The sequence below is a fragment of the Roseinatronobacter alkalisoli genome (assembly GCF_028745735.1).
GTDB lineage: Bacteria > Pseudomonadota > Alphaproteobacteria > Rhodobacterales > Rhodobacteraceae > Roseinatronobacter > Roseinatronobacter alkalisoli.
In genome coordinates this window covers 91,492-106,627 of sequence record NZ_JAQZSM010000013.1, presented here as the reverse complement: position 1 = coordinate 106,627, position 15,136 = coordinate 91,492, and the positions used below count along the sequence as shown (strand labels likewise).

Sequence of the window (15,136 nt, the reverse complement as noted above, 5' to 3'; positions counted from 1 at the left end):
ATGCGGTTTCAGGGGTTTTATGCGCATACGGTCTGAAAACACGACCGAAGCAACCGAAGGAAATGGATCATGAGACTTTCCGGTATTCTTGCCCCTGCCTTGTTCGCACTGGCGTCCAGCACTGCGCTGGCCAGCGTTGAAAAAGTGTCCGAAGTCACGGTCGCAGCCGATATTACAGCGATCGGCAATGAAGAAGCTGCATTGTTCTGGGCATCAATCACTGATGACCTGGAGAACGCAATACTTGCCCTGATCGTGGACCGCATCGACGATGAAGGCGCCAAAATTTCTGTGCGGCTGGAAGAAGTCGCACTGGCCAGCGCGTTTGAACGCAGCTTCGATCTGGAGCAGTCGGTTCTGGTCGGTCAGGTCAATGTGACTGATGAAACCGATAACAGCAATTTCAATTCCTACGAACTGAGCGTTTCGCTTTCAGGTGTGACCGCTGTTGACGAATACGGCGAACCGCTGCTGTTTGAAAGTGTTGAAGCCGAACTCGCCTATCAGACGCTGATCACCGCTTTTGCGGAAGGCGTGGTTGCGCGGCTGGATTAGGACGCGCGCTGAAAATCATCAGGCGGGCCGCATTTGCGGCCCGTTTTCTTGGCGCTGTCCATACGCATATTGCATCACATGAACATCCCTGAATTTCCTTGATCGGTTTGCAAAATCGCAGTATTTTGCGCATATGAAGAAAATTCCATCTGCTTCGCTGGATGACCTCAGCGGCCCTTATGACCGCGACGGGACGACGGATGATCTGTGGTTTCTGCCCGGCCCCCCCGAAGATGAACCCGCTTTCCTGCCACCTGGCCCCGCGCAGGAACCGACCGAAGCGTCGGTCCTTGATGAATGGACCCGCGCCGAAGCCGGACATGCTGCGCGGCTGGCGCGCGTTGCAGGGCGGCTGGGGGCGCTGGATGAACGCCTGAAACGCGGCCCGGCCGGGTGGCGGCAGCGGCTGGCCCTGATGGAAGCTGCGGATTTAAGCTGGATCAATGGTGGCCGGGTTGCCCCAGACAGGCTGGCGCTCTGGGTCGCGCTGCGGGTTTCCGGCGTGCAGGATGATACGCAGGCTTTGGCCCGCCTTGGCTGGGCTGTGCGGCGGCTGGGTGGCGGGCCGGGACCAGAGGCGGGCCTGCCGGAATTCCTTGGCCGCCATGATGCAGTGACCACGGATGATGCAGCAGGACTGTTCACCGAACGCGCAGGCGCGTGGGAACAGTTGATGAAATCAGCCGCGCATCTGCATCCGGTGACACGGGCGTGCATGGGGTATCATCTGTGGGCACTGGCCGGACTGGTGCATCAGGGCGACGGGCTGGAAGCCGCAGTGACCGCTGCGCGCATTGCCGCCAGCGAAGGGCAGGGCGCGGTTTTTGCGCCGATGGCCATGGGGGGCGCAGTGGGATTGCGCGCCAATGGCACCCCCGATGCGCGGCTAAAACGCTGGTACGACGGAATGGACGCAGCACTGCTGACTGCGCTGCGCCATCTGGACCAGATCGACGCATGGGATGCACGTGCGGAAACGGCAATGGCGCGACTGTCGGGGCGCACCCCCCCTGCCTTGCGGCGCGCGATGGCGGATTGGCCGCTTCTGTCTGCGCCCATGGCGGAATTCCTGACAGGGGCCAGCCGCGCCGCGGTGCAACGCAATCTTGCATGGATGGAAGATAACGGCCTGATCCGCGAAATGACGGGGCAGGGGCGTTTCCGGATGTGGCGGGCCATGGTGTGACGATGCCGCGGCGGCCTACGGAACTCCGCCCCCCCTCCGACACCATAAGACAACCTGCCTTGCCGTTCCGCCAGACCTGCCCCGCGCTACCGGAAGCAACAATCCCGCACGCGAAGCAACTTGCCGCATGGTCAACCTGCCCAAGGCGCTTGCTTGTAGAACAATAGGCTTGCTTCCTGACCGGATATACGCAATTCCTGATGGGGTGCTCCACTACCTTAAGCGGTGGTTGCTAAGTTGAATTACAATCATAGCGCGAACAGGACGCCATTTGAACCCCGCGACCAGGTCAGAAAAATTTGGATATCGCAGGCATTTCAGCCGGTTGATGAACGGGCTGAGTGCCACATTAATTGCGCAGCGTAGCTGGCAGTTCGAACTGGTTTTCGGCGCATCGGCCGTAATTGTGGCAACATTTCTGCGGTTCGCGTTGGATAATGTGCTGCCGCCCGGTTTTCCGTTTCTGACGTTTTTTCCTGCAGTCATGCTGGCGCTGTTTTTTGCGTCCATCCGGTGTGGTATTGCTGTGGTCGGCATATGCGGCGTCATTGCGTGGTACTGGTTCATTGCGCCTGTGGGTGCGTTCAGCCTGAACAGTGGCGTGATTCTTGCGCTTGGTTTCTATGTGCTGATCACCGCCACGAATGTGCTGATCATCGCGGCGGCTGTCCGGGCCTTGCGGGAACTATCCCTGTCGCGCAGGAAGGCAGATGAATTGGCTCAGTCGCGCACATTGATGTTTTCTGAACTGCAGCACCGCGTTTCGAACAATCTGGGCACAATTGCCGCGTTGCTGCGACTTCAGACCGCGCAGACGAGTGATGCGGAAGCGCGGCGCGCGCTCGCCGCCTCGGAGGCGCGGATCACGTCGATTTCACGCCTTCAGCGCAGGTTGCATTCGGTTGATGCGCAGTCGGTCAATGTGGCGGAATATCTGCGCGACGTGCTGCAGGACACGCTTGCCGTCGCAAAAGAAGGGACCCCGGTCGCGCTGACGATCAATGCCGCACCGCTGCGCGTTCTGAACAATGCGGCAGTCCCTTTGGGGCTGATTGCCAGCGAACTGATGATGAATTCCATCAAACATGGAACATCCCACGACGGCAAAACTGTGATAGAGGTTTCGCTGACTGCGGAACCTGCTGATAACGAGGGGCGAATCGCGGCCGTTCTGGAAATGCGCGATAATGGGCCGGGGCTGCCGACAGGGTTCGAACTGGCAAAATCCAGCAGTCTGGGGTTGACGGTGGCAACCCAGTTCGCCAAGGCGCTGGATGGCGAATTGTCGCTTTGCCACGCGGATTCCAGCAGCGGCACACTGGCACGCCTGCGTTTTACAGTGCCTGACAGCGATCCTGCGGAATCGCCCCTGACCAACGCCGGTTCCCCTGCCAAGGAACAAGGCGTGACACAACAGATTGCCTGACCCCACCGGGCCGGGCAGCCTTGTACAGGACGCATGCCGATGCTGGATAAACTGGAAATGTTCATTGCCGTCGCACGCGAAGGGCATTTTGGCCGCGCGGCCACCAGTCTGGGCATAACCCAGCCGTCGCTGTCCAATGGCATCAAGCAGTTGGAAGAACAGCTTGGCGTGCAGCTTATTTTCCGCGGCTCGCGTTATGGCGGGCTAACGCCCGAAGGGCAGACAGCGCTGGTCTGGGCGCGGCGCATTGTCGGTGACAGCCGCCAGCTTAAGGAAGAAATGCGCTTCAAGCGTCATGGGTTGTCTGGGCGGCTGCGCATTGCGGTCATTCCCACGGCATTGACATGGGCCGCACGGCTGGCCGCGACATTCTGCGAGAAAAACCCCAATGTGCGCCTGACCATCCTGTCGCGCACCTCGATCGAGATTTTGTCGATGCTGGACAATCTGGATATTGATGCGGGTATTTCCTATCTGGACAATGAACCCATGGGCCGTGTCAGTACGGAACCGCTGTATGAAGAACGGTATCTGCTGGTCTGTGGCGCGGAATCGCCTTTTGCCGCGCGTGATGCTGTGGGTTGGGATGAATTGCAGGGTGAACGCCTTTGCCTGTTGACGCCTGACATGCAGAACCGCCGGATCATCAACCGCAATTTTGCCGATGCGAATGTAACCCCCGAAACCTGGGTGGAGGCGAATTCAACCGTGGTGCTGATGGCCATGGTTGCCGAAGGCGGCTGGATGACCGTCCTGCCCGAAGACAGCGCGCGGTTTCTGGCCAGCGGCAAGGCGGTCCGCACAATTCCGCTTCAGGGGGATGCGGTGCCCCATGTCGTGGGGCTTGTCGCTCCATGGCGCGAGCCGCATACCCCCGTTCTGGAAGCGCTACTGCGTGCGGCACGCCAATTATCGACGGTTGATTGATAGCCGCTGCCTATCAATCAACCAATAATGAATATTGATTTCAAATGATAATTCATGGTCTGATGGGATAAACACCCAATGAGGCCAGCCATGACCCTTTCCGCGCCAGCCACCGAGACCGATGACATGCGTGCGATCATCGCGCAGCATCTGCATCTTGAAGGGCCGCTTCTGCCGATCCTGCATGCGTTTCAGGATGCATTCGGGCATATTCCCGCAGCTGCCAGCCCCCTGATTACAGAGGCGCTGAACATTTCCCGCGCGGAATTGCATGGGGTTATAAGTTTTTATCATGATTTCCGTGAAAACCCCGCCGGGCGGCATGTGCTGAAGATTTGCCGCGCCGAAGCCTGTCAGGCAGTGGGCGGCAATGCGCTGGCCGAATCCACCCTGCGCAAGCTGGGGCTGGACTGGCATGGCACCACGGCAAATGGCGCGGTGACGGTGGAACCGGTTTACTGCCTGGGCCTGTGTGCCTGTGGTCCGGCTGTCATGGTGGACGGGCGCGTTCTGGGCCGTGTGGATACCGCGCGCATGGACGCGGTTCTGGCGGAGGCGGGCGCATGAAAATATTTGTCCCTGCAGATAGTGCAGCCCTCGCCCTTGGTGCCGATGACGTCGCCGCCGCAATCACGCAACAGGCGCGCGCGCGCGGGCTGACGGTTGAACTGGTGCGCAACGGCACCCGTGGCATGATCTGGCTGGAACCGCTGGTCGAGGTCGAGATTGACGGTGTGCGCCACGGCTTTGGCCCCGCCACCCCGGGGGATGCGGATGCGATCCTTGATGGCTCCTCCCCCAAGGCGCTTGGCCCGGTTGATGAACTGGACTGGATGCGCAACCAGACCCGCCTGACATTCGCGCGCTGCGGCATCATCGACCCGCTGTCGCTGGGCGATTATCAGGCGCATGGCGGGCTTGCGGGTTTGCGCCGGGCCATTGCCATGACGGGCGCGGATATTGTGGATGAAGTCACCAAATCCGGCCTGCGCGGGCGTGGCGGCGCGGGTTTCCCCACAGGCATAAAGTGGAACACAGTGCTGGGCGCGCAGGCGGCGCAGAAGTATATTGTCTGCAACGCAGATGAAGGCGACAGCGGCACATTTGCCGACCGCATGATCATGGAAGGCGATCCTTTTACCCTGATAGAAGGGATGGCGATCGCGGGTCTGGGCGTGGGGGCCACACGCGGCTATGTTTATCTGCGTTCGGAATACCCTGACGCGATTTCGGTGATGACCCGCGCAGTGGAAATTGCGCGAGCAGCCGGTGTGCTGGGGCCAGATGTGCTGGGGTCGGGCCGCGCGTTCGACATGGAGATCCGCAAAGGGGCCGGGGCCTATGTCTGCGGTGAAGAAACCAGCCTGCTGAATTCACTGGAGGGCAAGCGCGGCGTGGTGCGCGCGAAACCACCCCTTCCGGCGCTGGAAGGGTTCCTGGGCCAGCCCACTGTGGTCAATAACGTAATATCACTGGCCACAGTGCCGGTGATTTTTGAAAAAGGCGCTCAGTTCTATGCGGATTTCGGGCAGGGCCGGTCGCGCGGCACAGTGACCTTGCAGATCGCGGGCAATGTCGCGCGCGGCGGGTTGTTTGAAACGGCGTTTGGCATGCCCCTGGGCACAGTGGTCAATGACATCGCAGGCGGCACGGCCAGCGGCAGGCCCGTCAAGGCAGTGCAGGTAGGCGGCCCGCTGGGGGCCTATATGCCCGTGTCGAAATTCGACACCGCATTGGGCTATGAAGAATTCGACGCCGCAGGCGGGCTGATCGGCCATGCGGGGTTGGTGGTGTTCGATGACAGCGCCGACATGCTGCGCATGGCGCGCTTTGCAATGGAATTCTGCGCTGTGGAAAGCTGCGGCAAATGCACGCCCTGCCGGATTGGTGCTGTGCGCGGCGTCGAAACCATCGACCGGATCGCGGCAGGTGACGGGGCGGCTATCCCGTTGCTGACAGACCTGTGCGAAACCATGAAGGACGGATCGCTTTGTGCACTGGGGGGCTTCACGCCTTTCCCGGTGATGTCCGCGCTGACCCATTTCCCCGATGATTTCGCGCGCATGAAGGAGGCTGCGGAATGAATGTTTCAGCCGCCATATTGCGCCGCGCCATGCGCGTCGTCCCCCATACCCCCCAGAATATTTGCAGCAAGATGAAGCAGAGAGTTTGCGCATGAAGGATTTTGTCATTCCATCCGATGACCGTGATCTGGGCACCCCTGCGCGCGAGGGTGCGCCGGTAACATTGCAGATTGACGGGTTCGAGGTGACCGTACCTGAAGGTACATCCGTAATGCGCGCGGCGGCATTGGCGGGATTGTCCATTCCCAAGCTATGCGCAACGGACAGCGTTGAAGCTTTCGGGTCATGCCGTCTGTGCGTTGTGGAAATCGAAGGGCGGCGCGGCACGCCCGCGTCCTGCACAACGCCGGTTGCGCCGGGCATGGTCGTGCACACCCGGAATGAAAAACTGCGCAAGCTGCGCCGCGGTGTGATGGAGCTGTATATCAGTGACCACCCGCTGGATTGCCTGACCTGTGCTGCCAATGGCGATTGCGAATTGCAGGATATGGCAGGCGTCGTGGGTTTGCGCGATGTGCGCTATCAGGCACCTGAAGGTGCCGGTCTGGCCAATCATTTTGCACCGCGCAATACCAGTGGCGAGGCGAATCCCGAATGGCTGCCCAAGGATGACAGCAACCCGTATTTCACCTATGACCCGGCGAAATGCATCGTCTGTTCACGTTGCGTGCGCGCCTGCGAAGAAGTGCAGGGGACATTCGCGCTGACGATTGAGGGACGTGGGTTTGACAGCCGCGTGTCCTTTGGTGCGAAAAGTGACACCGCGCTGGCGTCTGATTGTGTGTCCTGCGGGGCCTGTGTGCAGGCCTGCCCGACAGCAACATTGCAGGAAAAATCGGTGATCGAACTGGGCACGCCCACGCGGTCGGTTATCACAACCTGCGCCTATTGCGGGGTTGGCTGTTCGTTCAAGGCAGAACTGAATGGCGATGAACTGGTGCGCATGGTGCCCTATAAACACGGCAAGGCCAATCGCGGCCATAGCTGCGTGAAGGGGCGTTTCGCCTATGGTTATGCCAACCACAAGGACCGCATTCTGAACCCGATGATCCGTGACAGCATTGACCAGCCCTGGCGCGAAGTCAGCTGGGAAGAGGCGCTGTCTTTTGCCGCTGCTAAAATGCGCGGCATTCAGGCGGAATACGGGCGCAAATCTGTGGGGGTTATCACCTCCAGCCGCTGTACCAATGAAGAAACCTATCTGGTGCAGAAACTGACCCGCGCGGTGTTTGGCAACAACAATACCGACACTTGTGCGCGGGTGTGCCATTCACCCACCGGCTATGGACTGGGCCAGACCTTCGGGACCAGCGCGGGCACGCAGGATTTCGACAGCGTGGAACAGGCCGATGTGATCATGGTCATCGGTGCGAACCCGCATGCGGGCCACCCGGTTTTTGCCAGCCGCATGAAGAAGCGCCTGCGCGCGGGCGCCAAGCTGATTGTCGTGGACCCGCGTCGTACTGAAACCGTGCAAGGCCCGCATTACAAGGCCGCGCATCATCTGGCATTGCGGCCGGGGACGAACGTGGCGGTGGTGACCGCGATGGCGCATGTCATTGTGACCGAGGGGCTGATGAATGAGGACTTCATCCGCACCCGTTGCGACTGGGATGAATTCCAGCATTACGCCGAATTCGTATCCGACCCGCGCCACAGCCCCGAAGCAAGCGAATTGTTGACGGGCGTTCCGGCCGCAGAATTGCGCGCGGCGGCCCGGTTGTTCGCCACAGGCGGCAACGGGGCCATCTATTACGGGCTGGGTGTGACTGAACACTCTCAGGGGTCCACCACAGTCATGGGGATTGCCAACCTGGCCATGCTGACCGGCAATGTCGGGCGGCGCGGCGTGGGCGTGAACCCGCTGCGTGGCCAGAACAATGTGCAGGGGTCATGCGACATGGGGTCATTCCCCCATGAATTGCCGGGCTACCGCCATGTCAAACTGCCTGAAGTCCGCGCCATTTTCGAACAGGCCTGGGGTGTGGAAATTGACCCGGAGCCGGGCCTGCGCATTCCCAACATGCTGGATGCTGCTGTAGCCGGGCAGTTCAAGGGCCTGTATTGTCAGGGCGAAGATATCCTGCAATCGGACCCGGACACCAAACATGTGGCCGCAGGGCTTGCGGCGATGGAATGTGTCATTGTCCATGACCTGTTCCTGAATGAAACTGCCAATTACGCGCATGTGTTCCTGCCCGGTTCGACCTTCCTTGAAAAGGACGGCACATTCACCAATGCCGAACGGCGCATCAACCGCGTGCGTCAGGTAATGGCACCGCGCAATGGCTATGCCGACTGGGAAGTCACCCAACTTCTGGCCAATGCGATGGGCGCGAACTGGCGCTATACCCATCCCAGCCAGATCATGGATGAAATCGCCCTGACAACGCCCAGTTTTGCGGGCGTGGATTACGCGACGCTGGAAGAAAAAGGGTCGGTGCAATGGCCCTGCAATGACGCAAACCCAGAGGGCACGCCGCTTATGCATGTGGACGGATTCGTGCGCGGCAAGGGGCGGTTCATTGTCACCGAATACGTGGCGACCGATGAAAAGACCGGACCGCGCTTCCCGTTGCTGCTGACCACGGGGCGCATTCTGTCGCAATACAACGTGGGCGCGCAGACGCGGCGCACGGATAATGTGGTCTGGCATGATGAGGATCTGCTGGAAATCCACCCCCATGATGCGGAACAACGCGGCATCAATCAGGGCGACTGGGTGAAACTGGCCAGCCGGTCGGGGGAAACCACGCTGCGCGCCACATTGACCGACCGTGTCAGTCCGGGTGTGGTTTACACCACGTTCCACCACCCTGTGACGCAGGCGAATGTCATCACCACTGATTATTCCGACTGGGCCACCAACTGCCCGGAATACAAGGTGACGGCAGTGCAGATCAGCCCGTCGAACGGTCCCAGCGAATGGCAGGAAGAATATCAGGCGCAGGCAGCACTTTCGCGCCGTATCCTGCCCGCTGCGGAATAGGGCCATGACCGCGCGGCGCCCCCCTGCTGCCAGCATGTCGGGCCTGTCCGTCCACAAGGACGGGCAGCGCGACATGTGGCGCACCCTGCCGGATGAGGTTCCGGTGGCGCTGGTCTTTGACGGAACAACCCTTGCGGTGATGATGGCCAGCCCCGCTGATATTCATGATTTCGCTGTGGGTTTTGCCTTGACCGAGGGGATTATCGCCACCGCAGATGAAGTGCAGGATTTTGAACTGGCCGAGCATCCTGCCGGGCTGGAAGCGCGGCTTTGGTTGCGGTCCGACCGCTCAGAGGCCCTTCAGGCCCGCCGCCGGTTCATGGCGGGGCCGGTGGGTTGCGGGTTGTGCGGGGTTGACAGTCTGGAACAGGCCAGCCGCCCCTTGCCCCATGTGCCTGACACTGGCCTGCGGTTGCCCCGCAAGGCTGTGCTGACTGCGGGCAAGGCATTGGCAGCGCGCCAACCCCTGCGCGAACAGACCGGGGCCACCCATGCGGCGGGGTTCCTAACCCGTGACGGCAGTATCATTCTGGCCCGCGAGGATGTGGGCCGCCACAATGCGCTGGACAAACTGATCGGCGCCATGGCGCGCGCCGGGATGGATGCAGGGCAGGGGGCTTTTGTCCTGACCAGCCGTCTGTCGGTGGAACTTGTGCAGAAATGCGCCATGGCGGGCTGTCCGGTGCTTGTATCCGTTTCCGCACCCACTGTTGCGGCCCTGCGGCTGGCGCGGGATGCGGGGATTACAGTTGCCGCTTTTGCGCGCGGTGACGGTTTTGACATTTACGCGCATCCCGCGCGCATTATTACAGAGGTATCCGATGCAGCCTGATAAACTGGTATATATGGCCAACCAGATTGCGACCTTCTTCAAGTCACAACCGGGCGATGACGGGGCCGAACGCATTGCTGCGCATCTGCGCGATTTCTGGGATCCATCCATGCGCGCGCATCTGTGCGAACTGGCAAAACAGGATGATCAGGTACTGGATGAAAATGTGCGCAAGGCAGTCGCATTGCTGAACTGACGCTGCTGCATTCAGTCCCGTTTCGGCGGGGTCCAGTGCGTCAGGCGTGCGGTGATCCGCGTCAGCAAGGGCGCGGACGGGATGATGATGAAAATCCGCGTGATGTGATAGGCGGTGACCAGCGCCACGCTTTCCTGTAATACTTTCGCGGTCAGGGCCATTTCTGTCACGCTGCCCGGCGCAGTGGCCAGAACCATGGTTGCCCAGTTCGTTCCCGTAATCGGGGCCAGGATCAGCGCCAGCACCAGACATAGCAGGATCATCAGCAATGTGGACAACAACGCAGCCGGAACAAAACGGCCTGCCCGCCGGAACAGGTCGCGGTTGATCACCGCGCCCAGCCAGACCCCCAGCAATACCTGCGCACCGGCAAGCACCACATAGGGGCTGGCCGTGACCGGCAGCCCCGCCGCAGAGGCCGCAGCCGACGCCGCCAACGGACCAAGGAAAAACGGGTTGGAAATGCGCAGCACCTTGAACAGCAGCGCCCCGAGAATGGCCAGCGTCAGCAATAATACCGTGCCCGCCGGGGTCCACGGGATATTGCGCAGGGTGGCGGAAGGGTCGTCAACGCTGCCATCGATCAAAAGGATGGCAGGTGGAATCAACAACACCAGCGCCATGATCCGCAAGGTCTGTGCGAACACCACAGGGCCGGGTGCAACCCCATAGCGCTGCGCCAGATTAGCGGATTCGACCGGCCCCATCGGAACCGACGCCAGTGTTGCGGTCATGGCGTCAACATCTGACAGGCGCATCAGCACCCAGGCCACCAGAAACCCCGCAGCGATTGTCAGCAATGCAGCGATCACCATGGGCAGGAACATCGCCCCCAATGATTCCAGCGCAGCCGGTGTAAAGGCCAGACCAACAGACCCCGCAACCACGATCTGTCCCGCCGGGCGTGTCAGGGCGGGGGCCTTGATCTGGACACCGCCAAGGCTGATTCCGGTTGCGAAGATCAGTGCGCCGATCATCCAGGGCAGCGGAAGATGCAGTTGTGCTGCAACCCAGCCAGTGCCGACCGCGCCCAGATAAATTGCTGTGATTTTTGCATATCTGCCCGGAACGGACTGCTGCATCGGGAAACCCCGCAGGTGACCTTCGGCCTGTTTACCCCAAAGCGGAAACGGATGCCAGCATGAAACTTCACGTGTGTATTGTCTATGTGCCGGATGCGCCCGCAACGAACGCGAACCGCGTCAGAACACCTCTGGCTGGGTGGTCTGCAACCAGTCGATGATTTCATCAATATGGTTCAGATGCCGCTTGACCGCAGCGGCCGCCCCGTCGCCGTCACCCGCGCGCAATGCGTCCAGAATGTCATGATGTTCAGCCAGCGCGCGTGGCGCACCAAAGGACAGGCTGAGATAGCGCGCGCGGTCCATATGACCCTTGTTTTCCTTGATTACGGCCCAGCCGAACCCAAGCCCCGAATAATTGCAGATATCGTGGTGGAACTGGTCGTCAAGCGCGTGAAATCCGGTTTTGTCAGCCATGCGCAAGGCATCTTCCTGACGCACAAGAATATCCTGCAATGCAGTCAAATGCACAGGTTTCAGGTTGGTGGCGGCCACGCGCATGGTTGCTTCTTCCAATGCACTGCGGATGAAATAGGCCCGCACAATCGCATCCTTGGAAATGGGTGCGACGGTGGTTGCGCGTTGGGGCCGGATCTGGATGAAACCCAGTTGCGACAACCGGTAAAACGCATCGCGCACAGGCTGTCGTGACACGCCCAGCTGCGCCGCAACTTCTGCTTCGGACAGCTTTGTTCCAGGTGGCAGCGTCAGATTGATGATACGTTCATACAGCATATCGTACACCTGATCAGCCATGCTGCGCGGGTGGTGTGCATCCAGTGGCGGAAGAAGCGGCGACATTGTCATGGGATGATATCTACAGCCCTTGACGCCTCCTGTAAACTAGAATATTAGCCGAATAGATTGTTTTCCCGAACCCGAGGTGCAAATGCCACTGCTGCACGAAGACCGCCTTTTTCCGATCGAAGGGCGTGCGCGTGATATTGCGCGGGCGCTTTATGCTGACATCCGTGATCTGCCGATCATCAGCCCGCATGGCCATACCGACCCGCGCTGGTATGCTGAAAACGCGCCCTTTCCTGACCCGGCACAGTTATTCGTTACGCCGGATCATTATGTTTTCCGCATGCTGTGTTCACAAGGTGTGGCACTGGCTGATCTGGGCGTGCCGCGCGTCGATGGTGGCGCAACGGAAACCGATGGCCGCAAGATATGGCGGCTGTTTGCGCAGAATTACCACCTGTTTCGCGCCACCCCGTCGCGGCTGTGGCTGGACTATTCGTTCCAGAACGTCTTTGGTATTGACCGGCCCCTGAACGCGGGCAGCGCAGACTGGTATTTCGACCACATCGCGGAATGCCTGGCCAAGCCGGAATTCCGGCCCCGCGCGCTGTTTGAACGTTTCAACATTGAAGCGATTGCCACAACCGAAGCGGCCACCGACGATCTGCGCTGGCACCGGATGATCCGCGACAGTGGCTGGACAGGACGTGTCATAACCGCCTACCGCCCCGATGGTGTGATTGACCCCGAAATGGAAGGCTTTGCCGAAAATGTTGCCCTGATGGGCGAACAGACAGGCGAAGATACCACCACATGGGCGGGTTATCTGAATGCGCATCGCGCGCGGCGGGCGTATTTCAAGGAATTTGGTGCCACATCTTCCGACCATGGGCACCCATCCGCCCGGACAGAGGATCTGCCGCAGGCGGATGCCGCAGCGCTGTTCACCAAGGCCCTGCGCGGGGAATGCACCCCGGATGAAGCCGATGCATTCCGCGCCCATATGCTGACGGAAATGGCGCGGATGAGTCTGGATGACGGGTTGGTTCTGCAAATTCATCCGGGATCGCGACGCAACCATTCCGACCCGGTCATGGCCATGCATGGCCGCGACAAGGGGTTCGATATTCCGGGCCGCACCGATTATGTCGCAGCATTGCGCCCGCTTCTGAATGCGGTTGGCATGCGCACCGATCTGAGTGTGATCCTGTTCACGCTGGACGAAACATCCTATGCGCGTGAACTGGCACCGCTGGCAGGCGTATATCCCTGCCTGAAACTGGGCCCGGCATGGTGGTTCCATGACAGTGCCGAAGGGATGCGCCGTTTCCGCGAAATGACAACCGAAACCGCAGGGTTCTACAACACTGTGGGGTTCAATGACGACACCCGCGCGTTCTGTTCCATTCCTGCCCGCCATGATGTCGCGCGGCGTGTGGATTGCGCATATCTGGCAACGCTGGTTGCAACCGGGCGCCTGTCCGAAAATGACGCGCCTGAACTTGCATATGATCTGGCCTATGGGCTGGCCAAGCGTGCCTACAAACTTTGACCGGAAGGAAATTCCATGCTGAATGTTGAAACCCGCCACGCCATCCATCCTGAACACGCCAAGGGCATGGATACTGCTGCGCTGCGCGGTCATTTTCTGGCCGAAGGGCTGTTTGCCGACGGGGAAATCCGGCTGGCCTATACCCATTATGACCGCTTTGTTCTGGGTGGTGCCGTGCCGGGGGGAACTGCGTTGGTGCTGGATCAGGTTGCGGAAACGAAAACCCCCAATTTCATGGACCGGCGCGAAATGGGGATCGTCAATATTGGCGAACCCGGCCGCGTAGAAGCAGATGGTCAGGTCTGGGACATGGCTTATGGTGATGTGCTGTATCTGGGCATGGGTGCCGGGCCTGTGACATTTACGGGCGCGGGGCGGTTCTATATTACCTCTGCGCCTGCACACCGGGCATTCCCGCACCGTCTGGTCAAGGTGGCCGACGCCAAGGAAGTGAAACTGGGCGCTGCGGAAACATCCAACAAGCGCACCATCCGGCAGTTCATTCACCCGCTGGTCATGGAAAGCTGCCAGTTGATCCTTGGCTATACCTCGTTAGAAGACGGGTCGGTGTGGAACACCATTCCCAGCCATATTCATGACCGCCGCATGGAAGCGTATCTGTATCATGGCATGGCACCGGAAGCGCGCGTGCTGCATCTGATGGGCGAGCCGCAGGAAACCCGGCATCTGTTCGTCGCCAATGAACAGGCGGTGCTGTCGCCGCCATGGTCAATCCATTCGGGTGCGGGGATCGGGGAATACACCTTCATCTGGGCGATGGCGGGGGATAATGTCGATTACACCGATATGGACTTCATCCAGCCGGAGGATCTGCGATGACCGCCTTTTCGCTGCAAGGGCAGACAGCACTGGTCACCGGCGCGAATACCGGCATTGGGCAGGCGATTGCGGTCGCGCTTGCACAGGCCGGGGCCGATGTCATTGCCGCCGGTCGGCGTGATTGTGATGAAACGCTGGCCCTTATGGGCGGCGGACGGTCGCTGCAACTGGACTTCGCAGACCCGATGGCCGCGCGCGATGTGTTCGCGCAGGACCGCATTGACATTCTGGTCAATAACGCAGGTATCATTCGCCGCGCAGATGCAGTTGATTTCACGGAATCCGACTGGGATGACGTGATGGATGTGAACATGAAAGCACTGTTTTTCACCTGTCAGGCATTCGCGCGCGCCGCATTGCCACGCGGGCGCGGCAAGATCATCAATATCGCGTCCCTGCTGTCGTTTCAGGGGGGTATCCGCGTGCCATCCTACACCGCCAGCAAACATGGGGTTGCGGGGCTGACGAAATTGCTGGCTAATGAATGGGCGGGGCAGGGGCTGAATGTGAACGCCATTGCCCCCGGCTATATTGAAACCAACAACACCGAAGCGCTGCGCGCCGATCCCGACCGTTCGCGCGCCATACTGGACCGCATTCCCGCCGGGCGCTGGGGCAAACCCGAAGATATTGCGCAAACCGCAGTGTTTTTGGCCGCACCTGCATCCGATTATGTGAATGGTGCAATTCTGAACGTGGATGGAGGCTGGCTTGCACGATAGA

General features: G+C 60.2%; 14 protein-coding genes. 12 read left to right on the top strand and 2 right to left on the bottom strand.

Translation table 11 applies throughout. The features are described from left to right. The first annotated feature begins 69 nt into the window (after positions 1 to 69). The 9 genes from PUT78_RS14150 (at position 70) to PUT78_RS14110 (ending at position 10,195) form a co-directional block, all read left to right on the top strand. On the top strand, positions 70 to 555 hold the full coding sequence (locus tag PUT78_RS14150) for a hypothetical protein (RefSeq protein ID WP_274352924.1): 486 nt from the start codon (positions 70 to 72) through the stop codon (positions 553 to 555). Positions 556 to 688: 133 nt separating this feature from the next. Beyond that, a complete protein-coding gene (locus PUT78_RS14145; protein WP_274352923.1) occupies positions 689 to 1,741 on the top strand; it encodes a hypothetical protein in 1,053 nt (350 codons plus the stop codon). A gap of 328 nt (positions 1,742 to 2,069) precedes the next feature. Continuing rightward, positions 2,070 to 3,167 (top strand): sensor histidine kinase, encoded by a 1,098-nt coding sequence (locus tag PUT78_RS14140; protein WP_274352922.1) that lies wholly within the window; start codon positions 2,070 to 2,072, stop codon positions 3,165 to 3,167. Positions 3,168 to 3,206: 39 nt separating this feature from the next. After that, on the top strand, positions 3,207 to 4,094 hold the full coding sequence (locus PUT78_RS14135) for a LysR family transcriptional regulator (RefSeq protein ID WP_274352921.1): 888 nt from the start codon (positions 3,207 to 3,209) through the stop codon (positions 4,092 to 4,094). A gap of 90 nt (positions 4,095 to 4,184) precedes the next feature. Continuing rightward, the gene (locus tag PUT78_RS14130; RefSeq protein ID WP_274352920.1) at positions 4,185 to 4,661 is read left to right on the top strand and encodes a formate dehydrogenase subunit gamma; all 477 of its coding nucleotides are present in this window, start codon (positions 4,185 to 4,187) and stop codon (positions 4,659 to 4,661) included. Beyond that, entirely contained in the window at positions 4,658 to 6,178 is a 1,521-nt protein-coding gene (locus PUT78_RS14125; RefSeq protein ID WP_274352919.1) for a formate dehydrogenase beta subunit, read from the top strand. The genes PUT78_RS14130 and PUT78_RS14125 overlap by 4 nt, the downstream gene beginning before the upstream one ends. A gap of 91 nt (positions 6,179 to 6,269) precedes the next feature. Continuing rightward, on the top strand, positions 6,270 to 9,167 hold the full coding sequence (gene fdhF / locus PUT78_RS14120) for a formate dehydrogenase subunit alpha (RefSeq protein ID WP_274352918.1): 2,898 nt from the start codon (positions 6,270 to 6,272) through the stop codon (positions 9,165 to 9,167). 4 nt (positions 9,168 to 9,171) lie between these two features. Continuing rightward, a complete protein-coding gene (gene fdhD / locus PUT78_RS14115; protein WP_274352917.1) occupies positions 9,172 to 9,999 on the top strand; it encodes a formate dehydrogenase accessory sulfurtransferase FdhD in 828 nt (275 codons plus the stop codon). Next, positions 9,989 to 10,195, top strand: coding sequence for a formate dehydrogenase subunit delta (locus tag PUT78_RS14110; RefSeq protein ID WP_274352916.1), 207 nt, complete (start codon positions 9,989 to 9,991; stop codon positions 10,193 to 10,195). Before fdhD ends, PUT78_RS14110 begins: the two co-directional genes overlap by 11 nt. Positions 10,196 to 10,206: 11 nt before the next feature. Here the strand turns inward: PUT78_RS14110 and PUT78_RS14105 are convergent, their stop codons facing one another. Together PUT78_RS14105 and PUT78_RS14100 are read right to left on the bottom strand one after the other, a co-directional pair. Further along, on the bottom strand, positions 10,207 to 11,277 hold the full coding sequence (locus PUT78_RS14105) for an AbrB family transcriptional regulator (RefSeq protein WP_274352915.1): 1,071 nt from the start codon (positions 11,275 to 11,277) through the stop codon (positions 10,207 to 10,209). Between the two features lie 120 nt (positions 11,278 to 11,397). Continuing rightward, complete coding sequence (locus PUT78_RS14100) at positions 11,398 to 12,084, bottom strand: GntR family transcriptional regulator (RefSeq protein ID WP_274352914.1); 687 nt, start codon at positions 12,082 to 12,084, stop codon at positions 11,398 to 11,400. Positions 12,085 to 12,166: 82 nt separating this feature from the next. On the opposite strand from PUT78_RS14100, the gene uxaC reads away from it, so the two are divergent. From uxaC to kduD, 3 genes are read left to right on the top strand one after another with little or no spacing between them, the layout of a single operon-like run. Then, positions 12,167 to 13,573, top strand: a complete 1,407-nt coding sequence (gene uxaC, locus PUT78_RS14095) for a glucuronate isomerase (RefSeq protein ID WP_274352913.1) — start codon at positions 12,167 to 12,169, stop codon at positions 13,571 to 13,573. 15 nt (positions 13,574 to 13,588) lie between these two features. After that, positions 13,589 to 14,413, top strand: a complete 825-nt coding sequence (gene kduI, locus PUT78_RS14090) for a 5-dehydro-4-deoxy-D-glucuronate isomerase (protein ID WP_274352912.1) — start codon at positions 13,589 to 13,591, stop codon at positions 14,411 to 14,413. Then, positions 14,410 to 15,135 carry a 2-dehydro-3-deoxy-D-gluconate 5-dehydrogenase KduD gene (gene kduD, locus PUT78_RS14085; protein ID WP_274352911.1) on the top strand — a complete coding sequence of 242 codons (726 nt, stop codon included), beginning with the start codon at positions 14,410 to 14,412 and terminating at the stop codon, positions 15,133 to 15,135. The genes kduI and kduD overlap by 4 nt, the downstream gene beginning before the upstream one ends. The last annotated feature ends 1 nt before the right edge of the window (position 15,136 follow it).